Genomic DNA, 16,204 nt, shown 5'->3' on the forward strand with positions numbered 1-16,204 from the left:
ATGATCGCTTAAGATTGACTCAGCATTAACAGCTTCGCTAACATTTGAGCTATTTCTTCACGAGACGCTGTATCTTTTGGAGCAAAGTTAAGCCCCGTACTTTCTGCAACAGGCTTGCCTGAAATAATTCCTGCCTGCTGAGCAGCTGCGGCTGCTTCAAGAGCATAAGAGCTTATCGACTTCTGATCCGCAAAAGCTGAACTGTCGCCACTTACAGGCAATGTCCAGTTCATAGCTTTCGCTAATCGCACGATCATGACAGAGAGCTGCTCACGAGTTACATTTGCCCGAGGATTGAACTGTCCATCACTCACGCCGGTAACAATTCCCTTGCGATTAGCCCACGCTACCGCTGCCGCATAATAATCGTCAGCCTTAACATCTGTGAAGTTTCCTGCTCCTTCTGCGCCCAGATTAACACCAGCCAATCGTGCTAGGAGCAAGGTAACATCTGCTCTGGTTAGTTGACTCTTAGCTCCGAACTTACCTTCACCAATGCCGGTAATTACATCACGAGCTGCCAAATACGTAATAGAATCTTTAGCAAAGCTGCTGCCAATATCAGAGAAGCTCACTTTGTTGTACCCTACTGCATACGTGGAGAATTGTGAAATTTGGAAATTCAGTTGTCCCTTTGCTGCGTTATAGCTACTGCCTGCTAGTACAACCGCTTGCCCCGCATTCGTCAAATCATAAGCTACGACTGCATTAGCATCTTCATTTGCTCCTAGTGTATATGGCACTGTTATTGTCGCAAAACCAGCACCTAGGTTAGATAGACGCTGACTGCCAGCTGAAATCGCCATGTTTATTACTGGACGACTGCCAACCACAGCTTGAGCTTTGCCTTTCCCATCCATGTCCGCACTGCCGATGGACAGCTTAATGTCCTCACCCTTTGCTGCTGTGTGCACAGCCGAGAGTGCAATACGATCCAACGTTATCGTACCAGCTCCTGCTTCAAATACAACTGACTTTGCAGTACTACCTGTCAGTGCCGCAAAAGCACTCGATGGGAAGTTAAGTAGAACTTCACCTGAAGCTGCATCAACCTTAGAGCGGAATATCAACTGACCATTAGCATTATTCGCCAGAGACTTAAGTCCCTCTGTAACCATATCCAAAGTAACGGAGGCAACCAACTTACCTTCTGCATCCGCTGAAGCCTTAACCTCTACGATAATCTTATTACCTTCTGTGGTTACAGCTGGTGTTGTCGCCTGTTTAACTGGATCTTTAGTCGTTACCGTTGTACCAGGTCCCGGATTTGAAATCACCGGATCTGCTGCGGATACGGTCACAGTAGATTCAGCTACGCCATAACCATCTGCGCTATAGGTGGAGATAACCGCTGTTCCCTTTGCCAAGGGAGTGACCTTTCCGTTGTTATCAACGGAAGCAACATTTGGATTCGAAGAACTCCAAGTTACCACATTCGATCCACCCTCAGCAGGAACAACGCTAGCCTCAAGCGTTGCTGAAGCCTCGCCAACCTTCAATGACAAAGAAGTCCGATTCAGTGTTACCTTCGATACATTCAATTGATAAATGGCCACAGTACCACCAACTTCATTCGCTACGAGTACTAATGGCAATCCAGTCGGACTTGATGTTGCCGAAATAAATTCGATACCTTCTGGACCAGTGTCCGTTTCAATGGTGTTCGCAGGTGTGAATTGACGTGTATTAATATAGTTCACAAAATTCGGTTCCTCTGGATTCGTCACATCATAAGTCATCAGACCACCGATTCGCTCAAGACCAATAAAGGCCAGCGCTTTTTGTCCAACCTTGCCTACCTTGACATACTCAGGCTCCGGTCCTTTTTTGGTACTACGGTTATCCATGGTCGTGTTACTGTTGCTTGCATTGAAATATTCTGGCAGGCGTTCTCCGGTAATCTTTTCAAAGTCGCTGCCACTATCGTAGACCTGTTCCATAGAATCTGCTTCCCAAATGGAAAATGAACGGCCACCGTACAAGTAAATCCCATCATTGCCCATGTCAGACATAACTTCTACACTATCATATTTATCTTTATTTTTATTCAGAAACTTAGCCGCATCTGATTCCGGATCTAATGAGCCCTTCATTTTTTTGACTGAGCTCACGTTCACCTTACTATCCCATTCCGTTGCGTCACCTTCGTTGGCCGTGAACAGATAAGTTTTACCTCCGACCGTGTACTGATCTATACCATCAGGCATATACGTACCGAAGAATGGAACATTTTCTAAATTCACTTTATTATCTTTTACCAGGTCCAGAGCATTGTTAGGAAGGCTTAAATCCTTGAAACCTAATCCTTTAACCCATAGAACCTGCTTGGAGGCAATATCGATGGCAGCAATAGCATTATTCTCTTGAAGCGCTACATAAGCAATGGTCTGGTCATCAGAAAGCACCACAAACTCCGGCTCCAGATCACGTATCGCATCCTTTTTTTCACCTTTGCCCGTAATCTGTTTAGTTACCGGATCAGCTACTCCACGAATATGGACAAGATCATCAATTGCATCAGGGTTATCGAACTTCACCTGAATCGAAGTGTCCTTGAGCGTATCAATGATCGTTACACTACCTTCAGGATCACCGACAGTCGTGCGTGGTTCAGCTTCGTCCGCTGTCAAAATGTAACGACCATCATCGGTATACTTCACCATGTCCGGTTGTACTCCAGCTTCATAAGAAGCCAACATTTTACCATCATAATCGAGTACAAGAACCTTACCGTTCTTCATAGCATCTTCTTCTTGAATGGCTACAGCGATCCGTTTAGTAGCGGTGTTGATATCTACACTCGTCAGGTCTCCGTATGTAAATCCATCCACTTCGGATAGCTGTTCTACATTAATACTATATTCTTTTTGCGGATTAGAAGGGTCCTTGAGATTCACAATATCGACTGTTGCAGGGTGAGATGAACCATTAACGAGGTAGAACTTGCCGTTATCACGGTTAAACTTCACGATCTCCGCCACGCCGCCATCTTTATTGGTCACGCCTACAGCGTATCCGCCGATCTTAGTTACACTAAGTAGATCTGGAGTCAAAGGTGCTGCGGCTTCCGCCACATTCAGTGGTACTATAGCATCTGTCTTCTTCCGGGGTGTCGAACTGTCATACACTGCGATACTTACGGTGGCCGCCCCTACTTTCGTCGGAGTTCCACTAATATTCCCAGATGCTGCATCCAGTGATAGTCCGTCCGGTAAACCCGTAGCTTCAAAAGAATAAGGTTCTACTCCCCCATAAACGGACAATGTTACCGAATAAGGCGATCCGAGTTTTGCTTCTGAAAGATTCTGAGTTGCGATGCCAAGATCGCCTACATTTATTCCCCATTGTCCATCTGCGCTGTTATGTGGCTTTGCCAAGGCCAAAGCTGAAGCATCTAAGGAATCAAAGCTAATCTGTTTGAAATCTGCTTTATTGTTGTCTGAATCTACGAAATCAACGCGTCGAACGGACTTTTGTTTAGAAGTACCTTCCGCTTTCCCCGTAGGATAGTCCGTCTCGTATCCATCTATCTTAGCATTATCATCATTTGCTGCTACACCAATCATGTCCACGTAACTACTTGACATTGTTTGAAATGGATTCACAACCTGCAACAAGTCTGTACTGCTTAGTAGAACAACCTTCATGCCTTTGTTATTAAAATACATCCCCGGCCAGGACTGATCGCCTTTGGCACTGATATCGTTTTTGTGATCCTTGTTGTTGGCATCATCGGTGATGAGATAAGAAGAATGAGCTTTAATGGTTCCGTTCAAATCTAACTTGCTCCATTGCCCAGAGAGCTTAGGATCCGAATATTGTATAGACCAACCTACTAAACTCACATCGGAATCGGTTGGGTTAAATATTTCAATGTAACCTTTCGAGAAAAATCCACCTGATGCATCGGCAGTGTTACCCCCACCATAAACTTGATTAACAATAATATGAGGAATCTTCACATTGTATTGACCGTCTGCCGTATAAGGCGTACCTGATTGAACGGATGCAGCCACTGCTGGACCTGCCATCCAAGCGGAACCTAACAACATCTCAGCTGTAAGCATAAGAGAAACAATAGCTTTTCCTGTGGGTTTCAAGTAGATTTTCACTCCTATTGATAGTTTCTATCAATATAGAGTAATAGTATTACCTAACCTGCAGATTTGCGTAATGGTGATGTAAACATTCTCTATGCAGTAGCAGGAGTAATTTTCACAAATATAAATCGTGTAAGAGGCCCGACTAATAGAATTTGCAGTGGAAGTGCAACAATGAAATTCTTACCTATCGCAGACAGATAAGCCATCGGTAGTGCTGAGGTGAACCCTACATGAAGAACTGCGCCATAGAAGGACATAAACAGCACCATTCCAGTTACCATAAAAAAGGAGATGAACATGATTTTTTTGATCATCGGATCATTCTCTTTTACCAGCTTATGTGCGATCCCTTTCGCAACTTTCCCTACAACAAAGACATCCAGAATAAATGCAACTACAAACGCAGGTACGTAGCCGATGATCACATCTTTAACTAACGTACCTGACCAGCCCTCCATCAGCGCTACATTGTAAATGCTCATACCCAGCACCATCAAAGCACACATGATGAATGTAAATAATAATGCTTCTTTTTTGTTTCTTCCCATCTTCAAGCTCCTTTTATCTTTCAGTATTGTCAACCTGGATTACAATATCACAGCCATTCCAACTAAGTCAACCAAGTTGACAATAAATACAAATGACTTATACTTGGATTAATGAGCGATGATTTAGGAGTGTTCACATGGATAACCATCTGCAAGAAATGAATCTTATTGATTTACTTAGTGAGAAACATCTAGCCCTACGTAAAATAGTGACTGACCAAGACCCGGACCAAATTAATAAGACTGAATCCCATATCCTAGCAGTTCTTGAAACACATGAAATGCTCACGATCTCAGAAATCAGTAGAATTATTCATATTTCAAGACAGGGTACGCATAAAAGTATTCAAGGACTGTTATCCCGCAACTATGTAGAAGCCGTGGAGGTCAAAGGAAATCAACGTGACAAAAACATCATCCTTACCCAGAAGGGTATCGAATGCAATCAAAGAATGATGATCACCAAAATCGAATTAGAGCAAAGAATCGCTAACAAGCTTGGGGCAGCTAACGTAGAGCATCTCAAATCTTTGTTAAAAGAAGAATGGCTCTAAGCTCAAGCAAAAAAGACGCAGGGCTCCACCCTGCGTCTTTAAAAATCTTCAATTATTTTCCGGGAAATTGTCGTTAATTAGCTTTCAAAGCACTGTTTGCCGCGCTCTCCCCGCCAAGACGACCTGAGGTAAAGGAGTACCCAATACCAACGCCGTTTCCAACATAAGTATCGTTAAACAACACGCCTTCAGATTCAAGACCCACAGCAAACAATCCTTTCACTGGCGTCCGTTTATCATTCAGAACTTGGAACTTTGTATTTACTAGCAAGCCCCCAACAGAACCCAAGTTATTGATTTCAGCAATGATTGCATAATATGGACCTTCTTCACCCATAGGTTCTAAATACTCAGCAGCTTTACCAAATTCAGAGTCAACACCAGTTTTTGTCGCTTCTTTATAACTATTGTGATTTTCTACAAACACGTCAACATCCATTCCTGCATTCGTAGCTAATTCTTCAATCGTATTTCCTTTGAAGCCATCTCCGTTCTCCACCATCGAATCAAATACTTTCCCGACATTTGCCCAAGGGTTCTCAAGTGTAAATTGATCCGCAAATTCAGCATAGAATTCCGGTGGCATTCCTGGAAGACTTGGTGCATGAACACCGTTCATTCCTTTGGTCTGAAGTGCATCCAATTGGGATTTCGAGACAATAACCATATGATAGGGTCCATTAAATGCACTTGTGTTCGCTGCTGCAACCGAAGTTAGAGTCGCTGCTTCATCTCTGAATCTTGCGCCAGAAGTACCTACATTCATGAAATTCGGAAGATAAGTCAACATTAGTGGATAACTTGCTTCAAAAGGCTCATATTGTGCTTTTAGACCTTGTGTTGCTCTAGCTAATGTTTGGTGAAGCATTTGTCCACCGAAGTTGTCCGGTACCTTAGCTCCAGCTTCCCATGCCATTTCGAGACCTTCCCCTACGTTTTGTCCTAATCCACCGTTAACCCCTTCGAAACCAAAAGCCTCTTTAACCATCTCTTTATTTGCAGCATAACCACCCGTTGCCATTATGACACTCTTCGCTGAGATTTCTAGCGTTGTACCGTCTGCTTTCTCAGCGACTACTCCCGTAACTTCTCCAGCTTCATTCGTAATCAGCTTCTTGGCAGTCGTTTCTGTGATCACTTGTCCGCCATGTTGTTCAACCGATTCGGACAACATTTTCCGAAGGGTCTCTTCACGGGTTTCATAAGCCGGCAGCACATGTAGTTGTTCACCGAAGAAGTTCAGGAAGCTAGTTTTATATCCTTTTTCGGCTAACCAATCGTAAGTTTCACCGGATTTAGTAACATATTGTCTAATCGCTGCTGCATCCACTCTCCAGTGATTGTTGACAATCCAATCCGCAATTTCTTTTTCCACATTTACTTTTAGATTATTACTAGTAGCAGCAGAGGAGTTGTAGAACTTACCTGCCCAAGACAGATTACTTGCTCCCCCGATGACACCAGTTTTTTCTATAATAATAACCTTCGCACCTTTATCAGCTGCTGTAACCGCTGCAGATACACCGGATGCTCCAGCGCCCACTACAACAACGTCGGTTTCCAGTTTTTCTGTTTTCCCTTCACCGGCTTTTTTGACACCTCCAGCTTTGAGGACTTCTAGATTACCTCCACCTTTGGTTACGGCATCCTCTACAGCGGCAAGCATGGCTTCACTGGAAAGACTGGCACCACTAACAGCATCAACCGCCAAGGTTTGTCCTTCTAGAATTTGTTCTTTCATTTTTTCAAGTGCGCTATCGCCTAGGCCCCCTGTTTCCGATTGGCTTACAATCTTAATATCTTTAATTTTATCTGGCTCATCCATAGTTACTTCTACCTTAATAATTCCCTCTTTACCTTCCGCTTCCCCAGTGAACGTACCCGCTTTAAAGGACGATGACGACGAATTAGCCGACTCCCGATTTCCCGTACATCCGCTCAGCATGGAAACGATCAGCACCATACAAAAAGATAACATGAGCATTTTCTTGACGAAATTTCTGTTACGCATTCTGTTCTCCCCCAGTGTCTAAAATCTTATAACCTGAAACTGATAACGTGATAATTTTCACAAACTTAATTGTTAATCAACAACGTAATCCGACAGGCTATATACCGAAGTGTAAACCTTGGTGCAGCACCAAGGTCAATGTATACTTTTTGTCCAACTAGAAAAAAACACCCGCTCAAAGAGCAGATGTTTAATAATAGAAGCTATTGGATTGGGATATTCACTTCCAAATAAGATCTATTCTGGCCTTCGATTTTCTCAGTAAGCAATAATTTCCCGACCACATCTCCCGTTATGGCATAATGATTAGCCTCAATATAGTCGATCATGAACTGCAAAGAGTTCTTCGTGATATATTTTTCATCCGGACATAATATGGTAGCTGAGATACAATGACTTGGGCTAATATACTCTGCATATTCTTCGCTATCCATTTCGAATTTTTGCGCTTCTTCCTCTAGTAAGGTAAGGCCCCAGCTGTAATCAAAATTATTGTTTTCGCTGACAAAGTTATCTGTATCTTCAATTCTAAAAGAATAAAATGCATAAGGAAGTAAATCCATCCAAGTGTTGACCAAGCTTTTAACCATATCATTTTTTATTAATGCATTCTTATCCGTTTGCTTTAGTCTGTACATACCTGGCAGTTGTTTAAGTTTACACGTATATAAAAAGGACTCTAATCCCCTGAGTTCTTTATGAATTTCATTCATCTTATTAAGCAGCATCGTCTTCTGCTTGATCTCTTCTTCTAAATTCAACGCTGTTTCTTGCATCCTACCCATAACTTGCTCTAAAGAAGACTCCTTCATGAGGTTTGCCACTTCCGGTAATGGAATTCCCATACTTCTGTACCATCTACTCATAAGCAAATCTCTTGCATCTAAATCATTAAAATATCTGTAATTATTGCTGTTATCTTTAGTGGGTCTAACAATATCATGTTTCTCGTATAACCTCAGCGTATCCGCAGTCACACCGAGAATGGAAGCAAATTCCCCTATGCAATATTTCAACTGATGTCCCTCCATCCATATCATGCATACCCAGCCACATGAAATGATACACAGAAGGACCATTTTTAGATATGAAGTAGTTCATTTCTTACGATTCTAATGTATGCAAAAGATCACGCCAGACCAAACCAGTGAACTAATGTAAATCCAACTAAGGACAACAAGACCGAACCTATAAGCCCTGCTGCAAAAGACTTCATCCCCAGTCGTCTAAATGCCGCCAAGTCAACGTTTAAACCAAGTCCAGCCATCGCCATAGCGATTAGCATATAAGCTATCGTTACAATTCCATTTGCCACTGATGCTGATACGATCCCTAATGAATTCACACCACTGACGAGTAAGAAGCCTAGAATAAACCAAGGAATAGGAATGCTTTTCCATGAGGCTTTAGACTGTCCACCTTGCACTTTTCTTTCTGCACGATTGGTCCAAACCCCAATTAAGATAGCGACAGGAACGAGTAAGGCCACCCGAGTCAATTTGACGATAACCGCCATATCTACTGCTGCACTCCCACCTGCATCTGCTGCTGCAATGACGTGAGCAATTTCATGTAAGGTCGCTCCAGAGAAAACCCCATAGCCTAGATTCGATAAGCCTAGTAAAGGATACAAAAATGTGTATAGCAACGTGAATATTGTACCTAAAATTGCAACTATCGCTGCGCCAATCGCAGTTTCGTCGTCTTTGGCTTTGATTTGTGGAGCAATCGCCACCACCGCTGCCGCACCGCAGATCGCTGTTCCACAGGCTGTTAAGATACTGAGTCGCTTATCAACCTTGAATAGTCGGGCAAGTCCGTATACAACAGAGATCGTAAATACGATCACAATCACAGCCAGTAGAAATACCCGTGGACCTGCAGCAACAATATCCATTAAATTCAACCGCATACCGAGCAGGATAATCCCTAGACGTAGCAGCTTTTTGCTGGAAAAATCAGTGCCATGGGTGATCGTACCCGGCACTCCAACTGTTGCCCGCCAAATAATTCCGATTAAGATAGCAATGACCAATTGGCCCATAATAGAGAGAAAAGGAAAGCCTGCTAAATATTTTGCGACTAATGCAATGATTAAGGTTAACCCAATGCCAAGTGCAAAACCAACTTGTTTCTTATTGTTCGATTGGTATAATCCCTGTGAATCCCCCATGTCGTGTACACCCCTTGTATGAATCTCTAGATGACGGAGGTATGTATTTCCCTTCCCCCATGAATCAACAATAATACGCCATGGCTCGAAAGTTAAATACCAATATACTATCCGTAAGATTAGTATTCCTTATGCTTGAATCCATGCAAAAACTCATTTATGTACATGAGCGCCATTTCATTATTAAATGTTATTCGCTCTCCCCATCTGCGACTGACAATGATCCGGCATACACTTATCCAATCCATGACCGAATTAGTGAATTCCTGCTAAAGTACATCAAATGTTCTGATATCCTCTTTCACATCGGTAAATACTGCAAAAATACAGCAATCCCCCCGCTTATCACTTGAAAATGAATTCTGACGCAAGTATTACTGCAGATCCGCATGAATAAGTCGGTTAGCGATTGCTTATATCAATAAAAGATGTATTTTTGCAGGTTTATCCTCTACCCGTCATCTCAATTAGCTACTTTATTTCCTCACATTCACACAAAAAAACTCCTTCGAGAAGGAGAATACCGAAGCATCCACCTCTCCAAAAGAGCAATTGTGTTCCTATATTAATTTTTTTAAATTTACACTTCAAGCTTCTGGAGCTTAGTTCCCTTCGGGAGTACAGAAGTTATATACTCGTGAACGGGATGTTGTCCTTCAGCTTCCGCAAGTACCGTCACAATTCCTTGGTCCGTACCCGTTCTGATCAGACGTCCCATTCCTTGTTTAAGTCTTAGCAGCATGTAAGGTAAATCCACATCTTCAAAAGGATTGGAAGTCTCCGCACGTTTTGCCATAAATACAGGGTCAAGCGGAGGATAAGGTAGCGACCAAATGATCACATTAGATAGTGAAGGTCCTGGTATATCTAATCCTTCCCACAGTGTCACCGCACAAAGCACACTATGCTCATCCCGCTGAAAAGCTGAGATCAGATAGCTGATCTCTTGATCCCCCTCATAGAGGAAAGAATACTTGCTGGATTCTGCTCTCTGCGAGCTGAGCTGCTTGAACTGCAGAAGTTCTTCTCGAGTACGGAATAACAACAGGGCTCTTCCTTCTGTCTGCTGGATAAGCTTCAGGGAGATCTTCATTTTCTCAGCAAAATCACCGCTCTGAAGCTCAGGTACATAGATATTCATCTGGTGCTCATAATCATAAGGTGAGTCTACAGAGAAAGACAGGAAGTCGTGTATCCCAAGACTATCCTTCAAGTATTGGAATGATTTATCCACGGATAATGTAGCCGAAGAGAATACGATTGGCATTTTTTGCGTGAATAAGCTGTCTTGAAGTACTTCTTTAACATTACGCGGCATGACCGACAGCGTTAAGCCATCGCTATCTTCTGTCGCCCAGCAGATTAATGCACCTGAATCCTCAAACAACCTCAATGCGATCTCTATGGTCTCCAAACGTTCTTCCACAATCCGCAATTGATATTCATCAATCGTGTACAGTCCACTTTCGAATACTAATTCTTCTTCAATAGCGGCAATTACACTACGCATGCGATGCACCTCACGGATTAGCGATGCATTTAGCTCAATGCTTTTTCGATCCGATCCAGGAATGGTGCGGCATTGACGACGAATGTGTTTAAACATTTGCTCACTTTGCATAATCGCTTCATCGATAAGAGCAGCAAGCGTTTCACGAATCTCATTCTGTAACAGACGAGAGATTAGTTCTTCAAAGACAACATGCTTCATTTTATAGCCTAACGCCTTCATGGCGGCAGATTCTAACAAATGCCCTTCGTCAAACACAACTGCACAATGCTCTGGAAGCAGAGGAATTTGACCCTCTCGTTTACGCGCTTCATAAGTCCAGACATGCTCCATGTAATAATCGTGGGAACAAATGATCAGGTCGCTTGATTTCCGGTAATGATCACGGGACAACGTTTGTCCACAGCGATGACGCATATCACAAGTAAAACAATCCTGAAACGTATCCCAGTTGATCTTATTCCATTGTTCATCATTCAGATCTGGATAATCCCTACGGTCGCCATAGGCATGGAACTGCTGCATCGGTGCATGAGAATGTACAAAATCAGGTAAAGTACCATATAAACTCTCCAGCGGCAAGCTCCCATCATCATTGTTGCGAGCATGATCCAGCTTTTTCAGACACATATATTTATCTGGAGATTTCGCTAGTCTGGCATCAATATTCATATTCAGATGCTTCGCAAGCTTGGCAATATCACCCTCTGGCTTCACCAACTGCTCAATCAAGGACTCGTCCGCACAAGCGATAATCGCAGGTTTACCCATATACCGCGCATAACAAATGCTATATAACAAATACACTAAAGTCTTACCCGTACCGACCCCTGCCTCAGCAAAAATCGTCTTCTTCTCAGCAAAAGCTCGCTCCACCTGAAACGCCATGTAAATCTGTTCATCACGAACTTCAAATCCTGCCTCAGGAAGAATTTCATAGAATACATCGCCGACCCATTCCCCTACTTGCTCCATAAAAGGTCTGGTCCGATCATATTCAAAAGGATACTGTGTCGCCAACAAGCCTACCTCCAATATTTGATCAGGCATATCACGTTATGCCATGAAAAATAGAATCAACGGAAAAACTCTATTATCTCATAAGATTGGAGTAATTACAAAGTAGTTCATTCGAAAATATGTTAGATATCGAGTTTACGAGTACCAATCCATTTCACCATTTCAGGATCCCGATGTGAAAAGAACAAACTCTGATTCGTATCTAACGTAGCAATGGATGCCATATCCTCTTGGCTTAATTCAAAATCAAAGATATTGAAGTTTTCGATAATTCTTTCTTTACGAACTGACTTCGGAATCACAACGATTTCTCTTTGTGTGAGCCACCGTAAAATCACCTGAGCCACGGATTTATTATACTTTTCAGCTATGGATACCAGTAACTCATTCTGGAACAAATTATTTTTCCCTTCAGCAAAAGGTGCCCATGACTCGATTTGAACATTATTTTCAGTCATAAATTCCGCATTTTCGATTTGCTGGTTGAAAGGATGCGTTTCAACCTGATTTACAGCTGGGACTACTTCATTATGAAGAATTAAATCAATCAAACGATCCTCATGAAAATTACTAACGCCGATAGCACGGATCTTGCCCTCACGATATAATTCCTCCATAGCTCGCCATGAGCCAAACACATCGCCAAATGGCTGATGAATTAAATACAAGTCCAAATGATCAAGCTGTAATCGGTTCAGTGATTGTTGAAATGCTTTCTTTGTGCGCTCATAACCCGTATCTTGAACCCAAAGCTTTGTAGTGATAAATAATTCCTCTCTTGCCACGCCACTCCGTTTAATCGCCCTGCCAACTGCTTCTTCATTTAGATAAGAGGCGGCAGTATCAATCAGGCGATAACCTGCCATAATAGCGTCATAAACGCTTTGCTCACATTCATTTGCATCTTGAATCTGATAAACACCAAAACCGAGTATAGGCATTTCAACATTATTGTTCAAAACTACTTTTTGCATAATATTACCCTCCAAGTTTTCAATGATTAAGTGTAAATCCTCTTTCTGTTTGCATATCCTTATTATGTACCTGATGACAAAGCGACCGTTATCCCATTCTTGCCAAATGTTTGCCTAATCCTCTCACTAACACTTATGTAAGGGATGAATATAGACTATAATCAGACTATAAAGAGATAACGAAATGAGAGGATCAAATGCCTGAAATAATCACTAAACAGCAGAATGAACTCGTAAAAATCATTGACCATTACACAGAAAAAGATGGTGTTCACCAAACGGCTATTCCCTCTTTATTTTTCATGCGTGACTCGAATGCGTCCATACCAAAGCATGGAGTTTACAAACCTTCCTTATGTTTGGTGGTACAAGGGGCTAAGGAGGTATGGCTGGCACAGGAGCGTTTTAGATACACCCCCTCCGATTACCTCATTGCATCCGTTCACCTGCCAGTTACCGCCCAAGTCACTGAAGCCACTTCCGATGTTCCATACTTAGGGTTCAAGCTTGAATTTACACCAAGTCAAATTTTAGAGGTTTTACAGGAATCTGAAGTTCGAGTTTACGCTAAAGAAAATCCTAAGCGAGCTATGTTTGTTAGCCAGATGGAGTCTTCCTTAATGGATGCGGTCCTACGGTTAGCTCGTTTGTTAGATCAGCCTAAAGACATTCCAGTGTTAGCTCCATTATTTACAAAAGAGATTCTTTATCGGGTGCTACAAGGGCAAAATGGGATTGCATTGGAGCATATTGTAATGGAAGGAAGCTCAACTCATCTAATCAAAGATGTTATTGAACATATCATGAATAACTATGCTAGTTCTTTTAAGATTGAGGAGCTTGCCGAAATAGCGAATATGAGTGTTTCTTCGTTTCATCGGTACTTTAAAGAAGTAACTGCAATGAGCCCTATTCAGTTCCAAAAACATCTGAGACTTCAGGAAGCCCGCCGGTTATTACTAACCGAGTCAGCAGATGCCACCGATGTGGCATTTCGAGTAGGCTATGAAAGTCCTTCGCAATTTAGCCGTGAGTATTCCCGCATGTTTGGTTTTCCTCCTAAACAGGATGTAAAGCGTCTGAAGGCATAACACGTTTAGATAAAACCTAATCTTAAATAGTAACTGACCCAAATAAGGGCGAGCATAGCTAACTGTAAGAAACGATAACTTAGTAAGACTAGTAGGCAGCCGGTCACACGACAGCCAGATGCCGCAAGCTTGCAGGTCGATCAATACCTCGTCGGGTGCCAATAACGGAACTTCCGTCGTTGCGACTCTGAAATTCTGCGGTCCAAAGACTCTAATTTGTTTCATATACCCTCCGTTCAATAGCAACAAGCTTGACGAGTCTGTGAGTCGGATCTTCAAGCAAATTAGGATTAACAGAACACTGCTTAAAGCGAATGGGAACATCATTCTTCTTAGACAAAATAAAAACTCCCCTTCAAGTAACGGTTATTAATTAAACCTTTGTCTACTTGAAGAGGAGCTTATCAAAATCGGTAGCCTGTTACGTAATTTATAATAGTGAGGTTACGAACTTCACCTCCGGAAAGCCGCTATTCGGTCCTTTCATTAAGATTCCGCCTTTATTTTTCAGATACATATCGAAGAAATCAAGCATATAGGCATTAATAACGGAGTTTGCTCTTTCGGGAGCAACCTTTCCGGTAACGCCCAGTATTTTGAATATCGGAGTAATGAACTGTACGTCGGTGAAATTCAAATGCTCCGTATTTTCGATATAGAGAACCTGTCCCCCTTCGTCGACTGTCTGGCGCATCCGTTCAAGTTCTAACTTTTTATCTTCCGTTACTTTATCCTCCCACTCTCTTGTTGAGCCCATACGGTTAAGCTCTGAATCCGTGTAGACCCGGTTATCCATCACCATTTTTAATTTTTCAAATTCGCTTTCCGAGTGGATGAACAAAAACGGCTTACGCAGACCCTCTCTTTCACGCAAACGATAAAGCCCTCCATCAAAGTCTATTCCAACCGCGATTCGCGGATCGTAAGAGGCGTCATAGGCCGTCGCTCCGCCGATGGAATGACCGAATACACCGACATTACCGAGATTAATTCTCCCTTTTAGATGACTTGGAATCTTCCCCGATTGGATGAGCTCGAATTGGTCCAGCACAAACGCCACATCGTCGGTTAAAACTTTACCCAACTTGTCGCGATTACCTCTTTCCGTCTGGTAATCATGGTCAGGCGAGAATAAATCGTTAGTTGTGCTGGTCGTGATTCGACCGTCTGGAAACTTGGTTGCAAATGTATTGTAGGTGTGGTCAATCACTGCCACGATATATCCGTGACTCGCGAGATATTCAGCTTGCGCCGTGTGGAGGAACCTGGAAGAGCCGAAGCCGGGATTCGCAAGGATCAGTGGGTATGAAGTCTGTGCAGAAGAGATTTCAGCCTCCGAATAAGCATGACTGGATACGTACTTTAGGTGTTGTAAAGTAAACCCGGGAAGGCCATAGTTCATAGCCATATAACGTAAAATCTGGGTATCTGGAATAAAGGGAGCGTACTTGCCGGTGCCATCTTGAGCCGGATACCATACCTGAACCATCAACTCTCTCTTGCCTGTCGCGGTTTTGCTAAATGTTTCCTCCCGGTTTTGGTCTATGAAATGAAAGATTTTCGTGCCTACCTGCAACTCGCCGGTTGGCGCCGGAAAGTCGAATACAGGAAACACATATATGAAGCACCCCGTTGCTATTAGCCCAATCACGATAAAAAGGCGGCCCAGCACCCTACGAATTCGCGAGGCAGTCCGAGCGACTTTCGGCTTTATGAAAACGTCTTTAAGCGAAAGCATAAGCATCAGGATCGTAAATCCGTATAAAAATACAAGTTGAACCCTGTATCCTTCGACAAGCAAATGTATCACTAAAAAAATGGAGCCTGCTCCGCTTGTCAGGAGCAAAGCAGATCTTCGAATACGTTGATTTAAAATGAACAGGAGTGCCAAAAAACTGGCACTTGTAAAGAATAGCAGCATTTCAAAAAACCTCACGACCAACTCCCCCTTAAAAATAATCCTATCAATGGATTAGTATAGAGGAGCTGTTAGGTTGATGCCATTGATCTAGATGACAATTCATTGATCTAGATGACATTTACCTAACACTTTTGTAAGGTTTCGTGACGATGGCGCAGTGCAATATGCTGTTATGTAGGGGAAAGAAAAGCCCCCTCCGCCGCATGTCATGCCCAAGGGATATTGACAAATTTAATTACTGAACATGTATTTCTGATTTGATATCATGTTGACTTAAAAATTTCATTAAATCATTACTA

General features: G+C 42.6%; 10 protein-coding genes. 2 read left to right on the forward strand and 8 right to left on the reverse strand.

Annotation, left to right across the window (positions count from 1 at the left end; genetic code table 11):
* Positions 1–8 precede the first annotated feature (8 nt).
* Positions 9–4,100, reverse strand: coding sequence for a choice-of-anchor I family protein (locus NYE25_RS31005; protein WP_341147839.1), 4,092 nt, complete (start codon positions 4,098–4,100; stop codon positions 9–11).
* Positions 4,101–4,192: 92 nt separating this feature from the next.
* Positions 4,193–4,651: a DUF2798 domain-containing protein gene (locus NYE25_RS31010; RefSeq protein WP_042186683.1), complete on the reverse strand. Its 459-nt coding sequence runs from the start codon at positions 4,649–4,651 to the stop codon at positions 4,193–4,195.
* A 137-nt stretch (positions 4,652–4,788) separates the two neighbouring features.
* Between NYE25_RS31010 and NYE25_RS31015 the strand changes: the two genes are divergently transcribed.
* Entirely contained in the window at positions 4,789–5,205 is a 417-nt protein-coding gene (locus NYE25_RS31015) for a MarR family winged helix-turn-helix transcriptional regulator (protein WP_149643875.1), read from the forward strand.
* A 73-nt stretch (positions 5,206–5,278) separates the two neighbouring features.
* Here NYE25_RS31015 and NYE25_RS31020 read toward each other — a convergent pair whose 3' ends face one another.
* The 5 genes from NYE25_RS31020 to NYE25_RS31040 all read right to left on the reverse strand — a co-directional run bounded on the left by NYE25_RS31020 (position 5,279) and on the right by NYE25_RS31040 (position 12,893).
* On the reverse strand, positions 5,279–7,216 hold the full coding sequence (locus NYE25_RS31020) for an FAD-binding protein (RefSeq protein WP_341147840.1): 1,938 nt from the start codon (positions 7,214–7,216) through the stop codon (positions 5,279–5,281).
* A 203-nt stretch (positions 7,217–7,419) separates the two neighbouring features.
* Positions 7,420–8,232, reverse strand: a complete 813-nt coding sequence (locus tag NYE25_RS31025; RefSeq protein ID WP_341147841.1) for a MerR family transcriptional regulator — start codon at positions 8,230–8,232, stop codon at positions 7,420–7,422.
* Between the two features lie 113 nt (positions 8,233–8,345).
* Positions 8,346–9,389: a YeiH family protein gene (locus NYE25_RS31030; protein WP_042186676.1), complete on the reverse strand. Its 1,044-nt coding sequence runs from the start codon at positions 9,387–9,389 to the stop codon at positions 8,346–8,348.
* A gap of 580 nt (positions 9,390–9,969) precedes the next feature.
* Positions 9,970–11,874 (reverse strand): ATP-dependent DNA helicase, encoded by a 1,905-nt coding sequence (locus NYE25_RS31035; protein WP_341147842.1) that lies wholly within the window; start codon positions 11,872–11,874, stop codon positions 9,970–9,972.
* A gap of 167 nt (positions 11,875–12,041) precedes the next feature.
* Entirely contained in the window at positions 12,042–12,893 is an 852-nt protein-coding gene (locus NYE25_RS31040) for an aldo/keto reductase (RefSeq protein WP_076283258.1), read from the reverse strand.
* A 197-nt stretch (positions 12,894–13,090) separates the two neighbouring features.
* Between NYE25_RS31040 and NYE25_RS31045 the strand changes: the two genes are divergently transcribed.
* A complete protein-coding gene (locus tag NYE25_RS31045; RefSeq protein WP_341061677.1) occupies positions 13,091–13,984 on the forward strand; it encodes an AraC family transcriptional regulator in 894 nt (297 codons plus the stop codon).
* 430 nt (positions 13,985–14,414) lie between these two features.
* Here the strand turns inward: NYE25_RS31045 and NYE25_RS31050 are convergent, their stop codons facing one another.
* Positions 14,415–15,920, reverse strand: a complete 1,506-nt coding sequence (locus tag NYE25_RS31050) for an alpha/beta hydrolase family protein (RefSeq protein WP_076298603.1) — start codon at positions 15,918–15,920, stop codon at positions 14,415–14,417.
* Positions 15,921–16,204 lie beyond the last annotated feature (284 nt).

The sequence above is a fragment of the Paenibacillus sp. FSL E2-8871 genome, assembly GCF_038000345.1.
In the GTDB taxonomy this organism is placed as follows: Bacteria; Bacillota; Bacilli; order Paenibacillales; family Paenibacillaceae; genus Paenibacillus_AQ.

Excerpts from the sequence above, each read along its gene's own strand:
- NYE25_RS31010 (WP_042186683.1), bottom strand. The coding sequence starts at position 4,651 with ATGGGAAGAAACAAAAAAGAAGCATTATTATTTACATTCATCATGTGT.
- NYE25_RS31035 (WP_341147842.1), bottom strand. The coding sequence starts at position 11,874 with ATGGAGCAAGTAGGGGAATGGGTCGGCGATGTATTCTATGAAATTCTT.
- NYE25_RS31045 (WP_341061677.1), top strand. The coding sequence starts at position 13,091 with ATGCCTGAAATAATCACTAAACAGCAGAATGAACTCGTAAAAATCATT.
- NYE25_RS31040 (WP_076283258.1), bottom strand. The coding sequence starts at position 12,893 with ATGCAAAAAGTAGTTTTGAACAATAATGTTGAAATGCCTATACTCGGT.
- NYE25_RS31015 (WP_149643875.1), top strand. The coding sequence starts at position 4,789 with ATGGATAACCATCTGCAAGAAATGAATCTTATTGATTTACTTAGTGAG.
- NYE25_RS31020 (WP_341147840.1), bottom strand. The coding sequence starts at position 7,216 with ATGCGTAACAGAAATTTCGTCAAGAAAATGCTCATGTTATCTTTTTGT.
- NYE25_RS31030 (WP_042186676.1), bottom strand. The coding sequence starts at position 9,389 with ATGGGGGATTCACAGGGATTATACCAATCGAACAATAAGAAACAAGTT.